This window comes from Streptomyces sp. NPDC087300 (assembly GCF_044744425.1).
Taxonomy (GTDB): Bacteria; Actinomycetota; Actinomycetes; order Streptomycetales; family Streptomycetaceae; genus Streptomyces.
On the sequence record NZ_JBIUYI010000001.1, the window covers coordinates 853,540 to 866,817 of the forward strand.

Genomic DNA, 13,278 nt, shown 5'->3' on the forward strand with positions numbered 1-13,278 from the left:
CCGCCCCACGTCGAACTCACGTAGCACCAAAATGGACTAGACCAACTCTCGCTGTCAATAAATGAGTTGGGTGTCCTTGTTGACAGAAAAGCTCATATTCGCCCCCGCTTCACGTGCCCTTCACGCATGAATTCCGGCATGCGAACAAGGTCTTGACACCTTCGCCGCCCCGCGCCAGCATCGCATTGGTCTGAACCAAAGACAGGAGTGTGCCCATTGACGTCGCGAGGCGCCCGGTCAAGGGTGTTGCCCGCAGTTCCGATGCTCGGCGCAGCCCCCGAACCCTCTCCTTCGAAGAAGGGCTCCTCTCATGCGAAGACGCGTCTTTGTCCGTGGACTGGCCGTGACCGGCGCGGCCTTGGCCGTGCCCGCGCCACTGGCCGGGGCCGCCACCCGATCCGGCGGCGCGGTCCCTGCCGCCGGAAGCTGGCAGGAGGTGGCCGCACCGGCCGGGCGCCCCGCCACCCATCTCGTCTCGGTGGCCGCCGCGGGACCCGACAAGGCCTGGGCCGTGGGCGAACAGGGCCGCAACGGCGGCACCCTCGGCACGCCCGTCTCCCTCAGCTGGAACGGCACCGCCTGGACGGCGAACGACGTCTCCCACCTCACGTACCGGGGCGCGCTGCGCGGAGCCGCGGCGGGTCCGGGCGGCGAGGCGCACGCCATCGGCACCGACGGCAGCGACCGCCATCAGCTCCTGACCTGGGACGGGACGACCTGGCGCGAGACGGCCTTCCCCGGCAGGAACGAGCCGGGCACCGAGCTCACCGATGTGGCGCTCGCGCCCGACGGCCGGTTCTGGGTGTCGGGACGGCGCGGCGGCCACGTGGCCCTGCTGTACGGCGCGGGCTCGAAGTGGCGCTGGAGCGAGCCGCTGCCCGACACCGCGGCGCCCACGCCGACCGGCGTCCAGGTGACGCCCCGCGGTGAGGTGTGGGTCTTCGGCGACATCATCGCCCGCTGGGACGGCGCCTGGACGGTGCTCCCCCGCCAGCTCGGCATCCGCGCCTCGGTGACGGGTCTGCTGCCGGTCGCGCACGACGACATCTGGCTGACCGGCTTCGGCTACGGCGTGGGCGGACCGCCCGGCAAACCGCCCGGCGTCACGCTCCAGCACTACGACGGCACGCAGTGGAACTCACTGACCGCGCCGTTCGGCGTCGGCATGCTGACCGGCATCGTGGGCGACGCGGCGGGCCGGCCCGACCGGATCTCCGGCTGGGACTTCTGGGACGACGAGCGCGCCCACTATCTGCGCTGGGACGGCACGGCCTGGGTCAGCGAGCGCGGCCCGACGAGCCCGACCACCGTGGTGCCCGAGGCGATCAGCACGATCCCCGGCGCGGGCGGCGGTTACTGGTCGGTGGGCACGACCTCCTCCGCACCGTTCCCGCCTGCGCAACTGCACATCGAGCGGTACGTCCGGGCGTAGACCGGGGCGCGGCCTCAGCTCGCCGACCGGACGCGCGGCGTGATGCCGAAGTCGAAGGCGACGGTGCCCGCGTCGAGCGCCGTCACACCGCCGTCGACGGTGAGCACCGCGCCGTTGACGAACGAAGCGGCGGGCGAGAGCAGCCACGTGATCGCTTCGGCGACCTCGGCGGGTTCACCGGGGCGGCCCGTCGGCATCAGGCGGGTCGCCTCCTCGTACGCCGCGTCGGTGCTGCCGTCCCCCAGGTGGGACTCCTGCGCGAACCGGGTCATGCGCCGGTCGGCCATCTCGGTCCGCACCCAGCTGGGGCAGACGGTGTTGGCGCGCAGCCCCTGCTTGCCGTAGTCGACGGCGACGGACCTGCACAGCTGGAGGAGCGCCGCCTTGGACGTCGCGTACGCGGCGTTGGCCACGCCGTTGCGCAGCGCGGCCACCGAGGCGACCGCGACGACCGAGCCGCGCGTCTCCAACAGGTGCGGCAGCGCGGCCCGCAGCAGCAGGAACGGGCCGGTGAGGTTGATGCGCAGCACCAGGTCCCAGTCCTCGTCGGGAATGTCACCGACCGCGCCGCCGCGCCCGATCCCCGCGTTGAGCACGAGCCCGTCGACGCGGCCGTACGCCGCCATGGCCGCGTCGACGAGGCCCTGGACGTCCGCGGGATCGCCCGCGTCGGCGGTGTGGGCGAGCGCCCCTGTCTCCTCGGCGATCCGCTCCAGCGGATCCGCCCGACGGCCCGAGATCACCACCCGGTGTCCCGCGGCGCGCAACTGCCGCGCGGTGGCGGCACCGATGCCGGTGCCGCCTCCGGTGACGATGACAACTCGGCTCTCCGTCATACCTTTCCAGCCTCCGTACGCGATCGTGAACCCGTTTCTTGATCATACGGAGGTGTTCACGACCGCGTACGGACGTCCCGCTCCCGCGGGATGCGGCTGGCTGGTACTGCTCGCTCTACCGGCCCTGCTCGGCCTACTCGTCGACGGCCGCGCCGAACGCCGCGCCCTTGCCCGGCGCGCCGAGCGCCTTCGCGTCGTACGTCCAGGACCCGGCCGCGGTGACGCCGCCGGCGCCCGCCGAGAGCACCCACACCGTGCCGTCGCCCGCGTTCTCGCCGGGCGCCGCGGCAAGCAGGCCGAAGCGGCCGTCACGGTTGGGGTCGGTGAGGCGGACCTGCGCGCCCCACTTGTCACCCTTCTCCGGCACACCGGGGATGTCCGCCGAGTCCTGGTCGTAGGACTTGGCGCCGGTGGCCGTCATCCCGTACTCCCCGCCGCGGAGCACCCAGACGGCGCCCGCGTCGGCGACCGTGCCGATGTCCTCGCCGGGCGCGCCGATCGCGACGTCCGCGTAGCCGTCGCCGTCGGTGTCCGCGACGGACAGGTCGGCGCCCCAGCCGTCACCGCGCTCGGCGACCCCGGGCACGCCGGGGGCGTCCTGGGTCCACCACTTGGCCTCGTCCTTCAGGCCGTCCTCGGAGCCGTAGCGCACGCCGACCAGGCCGCCGGTCATCGTCTCGCCGCCGTCGTCCGGGGACGCGGGCTCGCCGGTCACCAGGTCGTCGAAGCCGTCGTTGTTGATGTCGCCGGAGGCCGCGGCGGGGCCGCCGCGCAGGTCACCCTTGTAGGTGAGCCCGTCGGCGCCGCCCGCGAAGTGCATGGACCAGCCGTGGCCCGGCTCGTCGCCCACGGTGACGCCGGAGACGACGAGGTCGGCGTAGCCGTTGTCGTCGTAGTCGCCGGTGGTGAGCGACTTGGGCAGGATGTCGCGCTCCTCGGCGGCCGCGGCGAGCTTCTTGGTGGCCTCGCGGCGCAGCGGTGCCTCGCCGCGGGCCTGCGGCGCGGGGTCGTAGACGAAGAGCTCCAGGTCGTCGCGGTCGAGGACGGCGAGCACGTCGCCCGGCGTGTCGCCGGTGAGGTGCGCGGCCGTCACGCCGCTGCCGAACTGCTCGCCCTTGGTGGGTTCCTGGGTCTGCAGCCAGTCGCTCGCCGCTCCGGTGAGGCCCGTCTTGGAGCCCCACAGGATCGCGACGCCACCGGCGTCGGCGGTGTCCCCGATGTCCTCGCCGGGGATGCCGACGATCGCGTCGTCGTAGCCGTCGCCGTCGAGGTCTCCGGTGGCGACGGCCTTGCCGAAGCCGTCACCCGCCTCCGCGGCGCCCGCGACGCCCGCGGTCGACTGGCTGAATCTGGCGACGTTGCTGGTGCCGATGCCTCTGGTGGATCCGTACTGGACGGTGACGAGTCCCGCGCCCTGCTGGCCGCTCACCGTGGCGCCAGGGGCGCCGACCAGCACGTCTTCGTATCCGTCGCCGTTGAAGTCGCTGTTGCGGTCGTCGGCGTGCGTCCCCCCAGGGGTACCGGCGAAGGCGGAGGGGGCGGCGGCGATACCGGCCCCTGTCAGCAGAAGGAACGATGCCGCGGCGAGGGCGGCCGAACGGTTCTTGCGCACGAGCGGCTCCTGTGAAGGAAAGGTGGCCGGGCAGCGCGGGGGGTGTCCGGAAAGGGCCCGTTCCTTGTCCGGCGCCCTGTTCGACACGGGATGAGGCACAAGGGTTGTACGGGGTTCACGAAATCGTTCGTGGGCGTCAACTCACCGTTGTCCGGCGTCACTTCCAGCCGTACGCGTACGCGGCGACCCAGGTGATCTCCAACTGGGCGCTGCTGCCGGGCGCCGCGCCAGGGCCTTCCAGGGCGCTCTCGTTCTGCATCACCCAGGACAGCGGCTCGTCGGGCACGCCCCGGGTGTCCCGGCCCGTCTCGCGTCCGTCGACGAAGAAGCGCACCGTGCCGGGGGTCCACTCGGTCGACACGGTGTGCCACTCGGTCCAGTCGTCCGCGCCGCGGAAATACCCTTGTTCGCCGCCGCCGCAGGGGTGGTGGAAGGCGCTGAGGGAGCCGGTCCACTCGCCCTCTGGGTGGTCCATCTCGCAGCCGCCGCCGTAATGCAGCCACGCCGACTTGTACCCGGCGGCCTGTTTGGTGACCTTGATGCGGGCGCTGTACTTGCCGTACTTCATCTGCATGACGGCACGTGGTACCACCGCCGCCGCGTGCACGGGCCCTCCTTCGGCGGGCCGCCACATGCGGATGCGCATGCGGCCGTCGCCGTTGTCCGCAGCGCCCACGCTCACGGTGTCCTCGGGGTGGTAGACGCCGACGACGTCACGGCCCCGGTCGTTCGCCGTGTCGCGCCAACCGGTGGGGTAGGCCCACCAGTTGTCGCGGTAGGTGCCGCTGAGGCCCGCGCAGTACGCGGCGGAGGTGTCGGCGTGGTGGTCGCAGTCGCTGAACGCGCCGAGCGGCACCCGGTCGCCGTTGAAGTCCTCGGCCAGGACCTGCCAGAACGGCCCGCAGTCGCCGACCGGCAGCTCGGTGCCCCCGGTGCGGCAGGCGTCCGCGGACACCGGGGCTCCCCCGGCGCTCGGGATGCACAGCAGGGCGGCGAGCAGGGTCACGCCCAGCGTGCCGAACACGATCGGCCTGCGTCGCTTCGCCGCCCCGTGCACGCCCATCGCGCCGCCCTCCTCCGGGCCCGGCGGCCCCTTGGCCCGCGGCGGTCGCGCGGGAGGCGGACACGCCGCGGAAAGGGGCCATCCTGGCCGAGCCGCCGCCCGCCCGCCATCCCCGTGACACGCCCGGCGGCGAGGCGCCCGCCGTTACAGACGCGCCGCCAACAGTTCCTTGGTGTACGCCTCCTGGGGCTGTTCGAAGATGTCGTCACGGGATCCCGTCTCGACGATCTCCCCCTGGTGCAGCACCGCGACGCGGTCGCAGAGGTGGCGTACGACGGCGAGGTCGTGCGAGACGAAGAGGAGCGAGAGCCCGAGTTCGTCGCGCAGGTCCATCAGGAGGTTGAGGACCTGCGCCTGCACCGACACGTCGAGCGCGGAGACCGGCTCGTCGGCGATGATCAGGCGGGGCCGGGGCGCGAGGGCCCTGGCGATGCCGATGCGCTGGCGCTGACCGCCGGAGAACTCGTGCGGGTAGCGCGGGAGTTGGTCCGCGCTCAGGCCGACCTGCTCCAGGAGTTCGGCGGCCCGGTCGCGGCGTTCCCAGCGGCTCATGCCCGTGTGCACGCGCAGCGGCAGGGTGACGATCTCCTCGACGGTGCGGCGGGGGTTGAGCGAGGCGTACGGGTCCTGGAAGACCAGCTGGACCTCGCGGCTGAGCTCCCTGCGCAGCGCGGTGTCGTCGGCGGCGCGCGTGATGTCCCTGCCGTCGAAGCGGACGGTGCCGCCGCTCGGCCGCTGAAGTCCGGCGAGCACCCGGGCCGTCGTCGACTTGCCGGAGCCCGACTCGCCGACCAGGCCGAGGGTCTCGCCCTCGGTCAGGCGCAGGCTGATGCCGCGCACGGCGCGCGTGGGCTCGCGGCGACGGCCGAGCAGGGTGCGTCCGCCGCCGAACTCGACGCGCAGATCGCTGACTTCGGCGAGCGCCGGCCCTTCGGCCGCCGGCGGGACCCGGGTGCGCGTACGGGCCTCCGGCTCCGGCCTCTCGACCGTCGGCAGGCGGCTGCCGGGCACGGTCTCCGGGGAGGGTGCCGCGCCGATGAGCGCCCGGGTGTAGGGGTGGACCGGCTCGACGAGCACCTGGGGCGTGTGCCCGGTCTCCAGCATGCGGCCCTCGCGCATGACCAGCATGCGGTCGGTGGCGGCGGCGACCATGTCCACGTCGTGCGTCACCAGGACCACCGCGGTGCCGAACTCGCGCTGCAACTCGGCCAGCAGGTCCAGGACTTGGCGCTGGACGCGGGCGTCGAGCGCCGTGGTCGGCTCGTCGGCGATCAGGACGTCGGGGTGGTTGATCAGCGCCATCGCGATCATCACGCGCTGACGCATGCCGCCGGAGAACTGGTGCGGATAGTCGCGGGCGCGCGCCTTCGCGATGCCGACGCGCTCCAGCATCTCCACGGCCCTGGCTCGCACTTGAGCGGGGCTGGCGTCCTTGTGGTGCAGGCGGTACGCCTCGCCGAGCTGGCCGGCCACGCTGTGGAAGGGTGAGAGCGAGGCGAGCGCGTCCTGGAACACCATCGCGATCCGCGCGCCGCGCAGCGCCTTCAGCTCGGCCTCTGCCGCGCCCACGACGTCGGTACCGCCGACCCGCACGGTGCCGCCGACCGTGGTGCGCGAGAGGTCGTGCAGCCCCATCGCGGCGAGGCCGACGGTGGACTTTCCCGACCCCGACTCCCCTACCAGGCCGAGGACTTCGCCCCGCGCCAGGTCGAAGGAGATGCCTTCGACGGCGGTGACGGGGCCCCGCGGCCCGGTGAAGGAGACGGTCAGGTCGCGCACGGCCAGCACGGTGTCCTGCTGCGGCGTCATGCGAGTCTCACTCTCGGGTCGAGCCAGGCCACGACCAGATCGGCGAGGGCCACGAAGACCACCACGAAGAACGCGGCGATCAGGACGGTGCCGACCACGGTCGGCAGGTCGTTCTGGGTGACGGCGTCGACGGCGAGCTTGCCGACGCCGCTGAGTCCGAAGACCGTCTCGGTGATGAACGCCCCGCCGAGCAGCGCCCCCACCTCCAGGCCGAGCAGTTGCACGACCGGTCCCGCCGCGCCCCGTGCGGTGTACTTCAGATGGGTGCGCAGGACGCCGAGTCCCTTGCCGCGCGCCGTCCTGACGTACCCCTCGTGCATCACTTCGAGGAGCTGGGCGCGGGAGAGCCTGGCGAACACGGCGGCGTTGACGAAGCCAAGCACCAGGCAGGGCAGCAGCAGCCCGGCCGCCCAGGCCGCCGGGTCCTCGCCCGGCGGGGTGTAGCCGGGCAGCGGCAGCCAGCCGGTGGAGTACACCAGCAGGTATTGCAGCGCGTAGCCGAGGAAATAGATCTGCACGCTGGCGCCGATCAGGGTGCAGCAGGAGAGCAGCCGGTCGACGGCGGAGCCGCGGCGCAGCGCGGAGACGAAGCCCGCGCCGATGCCCGCCACCAGGATGACGGCGAGCGCGCCGCCGGCCAGCGACAGGGTGACGGGGAAGCGGCTGGTGATCGCGGAGAGCACCGGTTCGTGCAGCGTGTACGAGTAGCCGAGGCAGGGCGCCGCGCAGTCGATGGCGCTGCCGTCCACGTCGCTGATGGTGCGCCCGGCGACCAGGCCGCGCAGATAGTCGGCGTACTGGGTGAGGATCGGCTGGTCCAGGCCCATGCTGTGGCGGACCGCCGCGATCTGGGTGGCGTCGCACTTGGGGCCGCAGGCGATGGTCGCCGGGTCGGACGGCGCGGCGTAGAAGAGGGCGAAGGCGGTGGCGGAGATGGCGAGCAGCACCCCCACCGCCTGGAGCGCTCGTCTGATCAGGTAGGTGAGCATGGGTCAGGACTTCTTCAGGTACAGCCAGGCGGGGCTGATGGTGCCGTAGATGGGGTGGATGAAGGCGCCGCCGACGTTCGCGCCACGGGCCTGCTGGACGCGCTGGTGCAGGAACGGGACGAGCGGCGCGTCCTTCATGATCTTGTTCTTCTCCAGTTCGATCAGCGCGTCGGCCTTCTTCTTCGCGTCGCCGATCTCCGCGATCCGGTCGAGTTCCTTGTCGACGGCCGGGTTCTTGTAGCGCAGGGCGTTGTCGAAGGAGTCGCGGCGGCTGTCGAAGTTGTAGGGCACGCCGGTGGCGGGGGTCGGCCAGTCGACCGAGCTGCCGGACATCCACAGGTCGTACTTCGGGTCGGCCGAGCGCAGCACCTCGTTGGTGTAGGCGGGCAGCGGCATCGGCTTGGTGACCAGGGTGATGCCGGCCTTGGCGAACGCCTCGACGAGGACCTGGGCGACGCGGTCGTTGGCGGCGTCGGACTCGTAGGCGTAGCTCAGGCTCTTGACGGGCTTCGCGGCCTTGGCGAGGTGTTCCTTGGCCTTCTTGATGTCGCCGGTCGGCGCCACCGGGTAGGCGTCGTACTTCTTGTAGCCGACGATCGCGGGCGAGGAGTACGTGGTGGCGATGTCGCCCACGCGCGGGCCGCCGAGCGCCTGGCGCGCCTGCTGCCTGGGGAAGAGGTAGTGGATGGCCTTGCGGACCTCGGGGTCGGCGATCCGGTCGTTCCTGGCGACCAGGTGGGAGCTGAAGGCGCCGCGCCGCCCGTCGACGACGAGGTCCTTCTTCTCCGGGTCGCGGCTGGCCTCGCCGTACAGCTCGGGCGGCAGTTCGTTCTTGGTGGTGACGGTGTTCGCGCCGTCACCACGCCCGTTGAGGATCTCCTGCGCGGAGTTCAGCTCCTTCTTCTCGAAGGTGAACTCGAACTTGTCGGCGTACTGGTGGCGGATCGGGTCGGTCGCCGCCTTCCAGTGCGGGTTGCGCTCCAGGGTCATGCGCTGGTTCTGCCGGTGCTCGACGATGCGGTACGGGCCGGTCGCGAAGGGCTTGAGGTCGTACTTGGTGCCGGTGTCCTTGTCCGGGCGCACGGGCGACGAGGAGGACTGCGCGGCCATGAACGGCACGTCGGACTGCGGCTGCTTGAAGTGGAAGACGATGGTCCTGTCGTCCGGCGTCTCGATGCCCTTGAAGTCGCCGTCCTTCTCGGGGCCGCCGTAGACCTTCCTGGCCTGGGCGAGGTCCTGCTTGCCGGTGAGCCACTGCGGCCAGTAGGGCGGGCCGATCTCGAAGCCGGGCGCGAAGGTGCGCTCGATGCCGTACTTGATGTGCTTCGAGGTGATCGGCTTGCCGTCCTCCCAGGCGATGCCGTCCTTGAGCCGGTACGTCCAGGTGCGGCTGCCGTCGGAGGGCCTGCCGGTGTCGGTGGCGAGGTCGCCGACCAGCTTCGCCTTGCCGTCGACGATCTGGTACTGGGTCAGCTGGCGGCCCCAGAGCAACGAGGTGTTGTAGGCCTCGCCCGCGTAGATCTTCTGCGGGTCCAGATGGGAGGAGTCGCGCAGGTTGGCGACGTGGAGGGTGCCGCCGCGCCGGGCGCCCTCGACGGCGGGCGCGGGGCCCGCGCTGTCCTTCGCGGTGCCGACGCTCGCGGTGAGGTTCGCCTCCTCGGCCACCGACGGCGCGTCGTCCGCCTTCGCGCCGGCGCCCGACGAGCACGAGCAGAGCACGAGCATGGCGGAGACGGCGGCGAGGGCCGGTACGACAGCGCTGCGCGGGCTGCTGATTCTGGGCATGGCGAACTCCCTTGAGCGGGTGATGAGTTGGTGAGGAGTGAGGCGAGGGGACAGCGGAGCTCAGCGGCGCGTACGGGGATCGAGCGCGTCCCGTACCGAGTCGCCGAGGAGGTTGAAGGCGACGACGAAGACGAGGATCGTCACGCCGGGGAAGAACATGTACGTCGGGTCGTCGTAGAAGACCTCGGCGCCGCGGGCGATCATCCGCCCCCAGTCGGGGATGGGTTCGCTGATGCCGACGCCCAGGAAGGAGAGCGCGGCCTCGGCGGTGACGATGCCGGGCAGCGCGATGGTGATGTGCACCAGGACCGGCGCCCAGACGTTCGGCAGCAGTTCGCGCAGCACGATGTGGCGGCGCGATGCGCCCACGGCCCGAGCCGCGTCGATGAACTCCCGCTCCCGCAGCGAGCGCACGGTGGTCCGCAGCATCATGGCGAGCGGCACCCAGCCGAAGGCGGCGAAGACCAGCACGAGCACGGTGAACTGCATCCACGCGGGCTCGTTCTCGCCGGGCCCGACGAACCGCGTCTGGACGACCGGGCTGAGGGCGAGGAGCAGCAGCAGCGTCGGGAAGGCGAGCAGGACGTTGCAGACGAAGGTGAAGACGCGGTCGGCGAGGCCGCTGAGATAGCCGACGGTCACGCCGAGCACGACACCGAGTACGGCGATCAGCGCGATGGAGGCGACGGCGACGAGGAGCGAGGTGCGCACCCCGTACAGGAGCTGGGTGAACACGTCACGGCCGAGCCCGGGTTCGAGGCCGAACCAGAAGTCGCCGGAGATCCCGCCGTTGGGCAGCACCGGCAGCCCTTCGGCGCTGAGCAGCCCTGGCTCGTTCTGCCCGTAGTGCTCGGTCGGATTCCTGCCGTAGAGGCGGGCGACGAGGGGCGCGGCGACGGCGAGCACCACGAAGAGCAGCACGACGCCGCACGAGGCGAGGCCGACCCGGTCCCTGCGGAACGACTTGAGGGCCACGGCGAACGGGCCGCGGGGCTCCTGCGTCTGTACGTCGGCCATGCGCTGCCGTGCTCCTGGTGCTCGGGCCCGCACCGGGTCGCGGATGCGGTTCGTGGAATACGTTCCGGCGGCTCGGAATGGGTGGTCCGCGCCGGGTTGCGGAGAATTACAACACCGTGGGAACGAGCCCTGCCACACGCATGGATGGCGCCGTCGATGAATGTGATCGGTACGTTTCAGGAGCCTTTCCGGGGCGCGGGAATTGTTCATGGCGCGGCAACAAACACCGAAATTACTTCCGACAAAGCCTGATATACGCCCCACTCGGCTCCATCCGGACGTTACTTTGTGAGCTCACCCACATCCCTTCACATTACAGCTCAGCAGATCGTGCACCCAATGATTTGAAGATCAGAAGCGAGTGACACCCCACCAACCTTCCTGAGTGCATCGCGCGGGCGCGCGAACGCATCCCGTATGGCCCAACACTCATCCTTTGCAGTGCTCTTCGTATGAAGCGCGGATCGGTTCAACGGCGGAGAGCGGCATTCGTGCGAGCCTCCTGCACATCTCTTTGTCCATGTGAGGAGCTGATGTACACGTGACCCTCCCCTCCCTCGTCCATTCCGGAATGAGGTACCTCTGCCTCCTGGGCATCGTGGCCGGGACCGGTCTGACCGCCGCGCCGGCCGTCGCGCACACCTCGGCGGACCCCGGCCGCGCCCCCGCCGCCCCCGCCGCGGTGGCCGCCGCGAAGCCGCTGCCCGGCGGACTCGGCCCGTGCGTGCCGGGCAACTGCCCGCCCGGCCCTTACCCGCCCATCAACAACGGGTCGATCCAGTACCGCGACGACGCCATCAACGTCTACGTGGGACAGGACTTCCTCGTCCGTGAGAAGGCCGCCGAGGCCGAGGGCCGCGTCGTGGTGCTCGGCGACTTCGACCAGGACAAGACCGACGGGGTCAGCGGCATCTACAACGTCGGCGAGGCCGGCGTCGGCTCCCGGGTCACCCCCTCCGAGGGCTCGGACTGGCTCACCACCGGAGGCAACGTCTCCATCGCCTCCGGGGAGCGGCTGCTCGCCGAGAAGGGGGTCGTGCGCCACGCGGGGGACGCCACCGGGACCATCGTCGGCACGGTGACCAAGGACCCCGACGCCGCCAGGCCCTACATCCCGCTGCGGAACCAGCTCACCGAGGCGAGTCAGTGCTACGCCCACCCGACGGGCCCCGGCAGCACCCGCAAGGCGACCGGCACGGCCACGCACGCGGGTGGCGAGACGCTGTTCAGCGGCGACAACACCTCCAAGATCCAGGTGTTCAACGTCGACTTCGACCTGATGGGCGGCAGCGGCGGGCAGGAGGGCATCCGCTTCGAGGGGATCCCCGACGACGCCACGATCCTCGTCAACATCCTCGGCACCAACCGCACCATCAACACCTACAGCGGCACCATCGACGACAGCAGCCAGCTCAACAAGCTGCGCAGCCGGCTGCTGTGGAACTTCCCCGACGCCACGTCCGTCGAGATCAAGGGCACAGGGCAGTTCCAGGGCAGCGTCCTGGTCGGCGACCAGGGCTCGATGACGACCGTCAGCGTGCCCGGCATGAACGGCCGCTTCTTCACCACCGGATCGCTCACCCACACCAGCGCGGCGTCGGGCGGTGGCGGCCAGGAGTTCCACAACTACCCCTTCGAGGGCGACCTGCCGGACTGCAACCTCGCGCCCACCGTGGGCGAGGTCAAGGTCGTCAAGAAGGACGAGGACACCGGCAAGCCGCTGTCGGGCGCCGAGTTCGAACTGTGGCGCGAGACCAACGGCGTCGACGGGCTCCAGACCGAGGGCGCGGACCCCGACCGTCAGGTCGGCAGCCCCTGCACCACCGACCGGCCCGGCGAGTGCGTGCAGAACGTGCCGCTCGGCACGTACTACTGGCGCGAGACCAAGGCCCCGAAGGGCTACGACCTGCCCTCGCCGAACGTGTTCGGACCGCTGGAGCTGACCGAGGGCAACTGCGAGAAGGGCGTGTCGGTCACCGCGACCAACAAGAAGAAGCCGGTCGTCGTCAAGGGTGACGTCACGGTCGTCAAGAAGGACAGGGACACCGGTGCCCCGCTGGCAGGCGCCGAATTCCAGCTGTGGCACGAGACCAACGGCGTCGACGGCCTCCAGCGGGACGGCGCCGACCCGGACACCGAGGTGGGCGCGCCGTGCACGACGAGTGCCACGGGAACCTGCCGCAGGAACGTCGCCGTCGGGACGTACTACTGGGTCGAGACCAAGGCCCCGGTCGGCTACGACCTGCCGCTCCAGCCGGTCTTCGGGCCGCTCGTCCTGACCGCGTCGAACGCCTCGAAGGGTGTCTCCGTCGAGGCGCGGAACACCATCCACCGCCGGCCCGGCGTCACCGGTGAACTCACGGTCGACAAACGGGACGCCAAGACGGGCAAGCCGCTGTCCGGCGCCGTCTTCCAGCTGTGGTGGGACAACAACGGCAAGCCGGGGCTCCAGACGACCGGTGCCCACCACGACGCGCTCGTCGACGACGGCTGCGCCACGGACAGCCGGGGCCGCTGCGAGTACCGCCACCTCGAACTCGGCACGTACTACCTGAAGGAGACCGCGGTCCCCGACGGATACGTCCTGCCGAAGAAGACGGTCAGCGGTCCGCACAAGGTGACCGCGGGCAACGCCGCCAAGGGCGTCACGGTGAAGCTCAGCAACCAGCGGGGCGGGGGCAAGAAGGGCAAGTGATCCACCTGGGGGCCGGGTGATCCACGGGGGAACCCGGTGA

The 13,278-nt window shown here is 71.1% G+C and carries 9 protein-coding genes; 2 read left to right on the top strand and 7 right to left on the bottom strand.

Annotation, left to right across the window (positions count from 1 at the left end; genetic code table 11):
- The first annotated feature begins 343 nt into the window (after positions 1-343).
- Positions 344-1,432: a hypothetical protein gene (locus ACIO9J_RS03490; protein WP_401991803.1), complete on the top strand. Its 1,089-nt coding sequence runs from the start codon at positions 344-346 to the stop codon at positions 1,430-1,432.
- A gap of 14 nt (positions 1,433-1,446) precedes the next feature.
- Here the strand turns inward: ACIO9J_RS03490 and ACIO9J_RS03495 are convergent, their stop codons facing one another.
- From ACIO9J_RS03495 to ACIO9J_RS03525, 7 genes are all read right to left on the bottom strand, one after another.
- On the bottom strand, positions 1,447-2,268 hold the full coding sequence (locus tag ACIO9J_RS03495; RefSeq protein ID WP_401991806.1) for an SDR family NAD(P)-dependent oxidoreductase: 822 nt from the start codon (positions 2,266-2,268) through the stop codon (positions 1,447-1,449).
- A gap of 133 nt (positions 2,269-2,401) precedes the next feature.
- A complete protein-coding gene (locus ACIO9J_RS03500; RefSeq protein ID WP_401991808.1) occupies positions 2,402-3,880 on the bottom strand; it encodes an esterase in 1,479 nt (492 codons plus the stop codon).
- A 157-nt stretch (positions 3,881-4,037) separates the two neighbouring features.
- Positions 4,038-4,943: a glycoside hydrolase family 16 protein gene (locus ACIO9J_RS03505; RefSeq protein WP_401991811.1), complete on the bottom strand. Its 906-nt coding sequence runs from the start codon at positions 4,941-4,943 to the stop codon at positions 4,038-4,040.
- 144 nt (positions 4,944-5,087) lie between these two features.
- Positions 5,088-6,752 (bottom strand): dipeptide ABC transporter ATP-binding protein, encoded by a 1,665-nt coding sequence (locus tag ACIO9J_RS03510; RefSeq protein ID WP_401991814.1) that lies wholly within the window; start codon positions 6,750-6,752, stop codon positions 5,088-5,090.
- On the bottom strand, positions 6,749-7,741 hold the full coding sequence (locus tag ACIO9J_RS03515) for an ABC transporter permease (protein WP_401991817.1): 993 nt from the start codon (positions 7,739-7,741) through the stop codon (positions 6,749-6,751). Before ACIO9J_RS03515 ends, ACIO9J_RS03510 begins: the two co-directional genes overlap by 4 nt.
- Positions 7,742-7,744: 3 nt before the next feature.
- The gene (locus tag ACIO9J_RS03520; protein WP_401991820.1) at positions 7,745-9,526 is read right to left on the bottom strand and encodes an ABC transporter substrate-binding protein; all 1,782 of its coding nucleotides are present in this window, start codon (positions 9,524-9,526) and stop codon (positions 7,745-7,747) included.
- 60 nt (positions 9,527-9,586) lie between these two features.
- The gene (locus ACIO9J_RS03525) at positions 9,587-10,543 is read right to left on the bottom strand and encodes an ABC transporter permease (protein WP_401991823.1); all 957 of its coding nucleotides are present in this window, start codon (positions 10,541-10,543) and stop codon (positions 9,587-9,589) included.
- A gap of 541 nt (positions 10,544-11,084) precedes the next feature.
- Between ACIO9J_RS03525 and ACIO9J_RS03530 the strand changes: the two genes are divergently transcribed.
- Positions 11,085-13,238: a choice-of-anchor A family protein gene (locus tag ACIO9J_RS03530; RefSeq protein WP_401991826.1), complete on the top strand. Its 2,154-nt coding sequence runs from the start codon at positions 11,085-11,087 to the stop codon at positions 13,236-13,238.
- Positions 13,239-13,278: the final 40 nt, after the last annotated feature.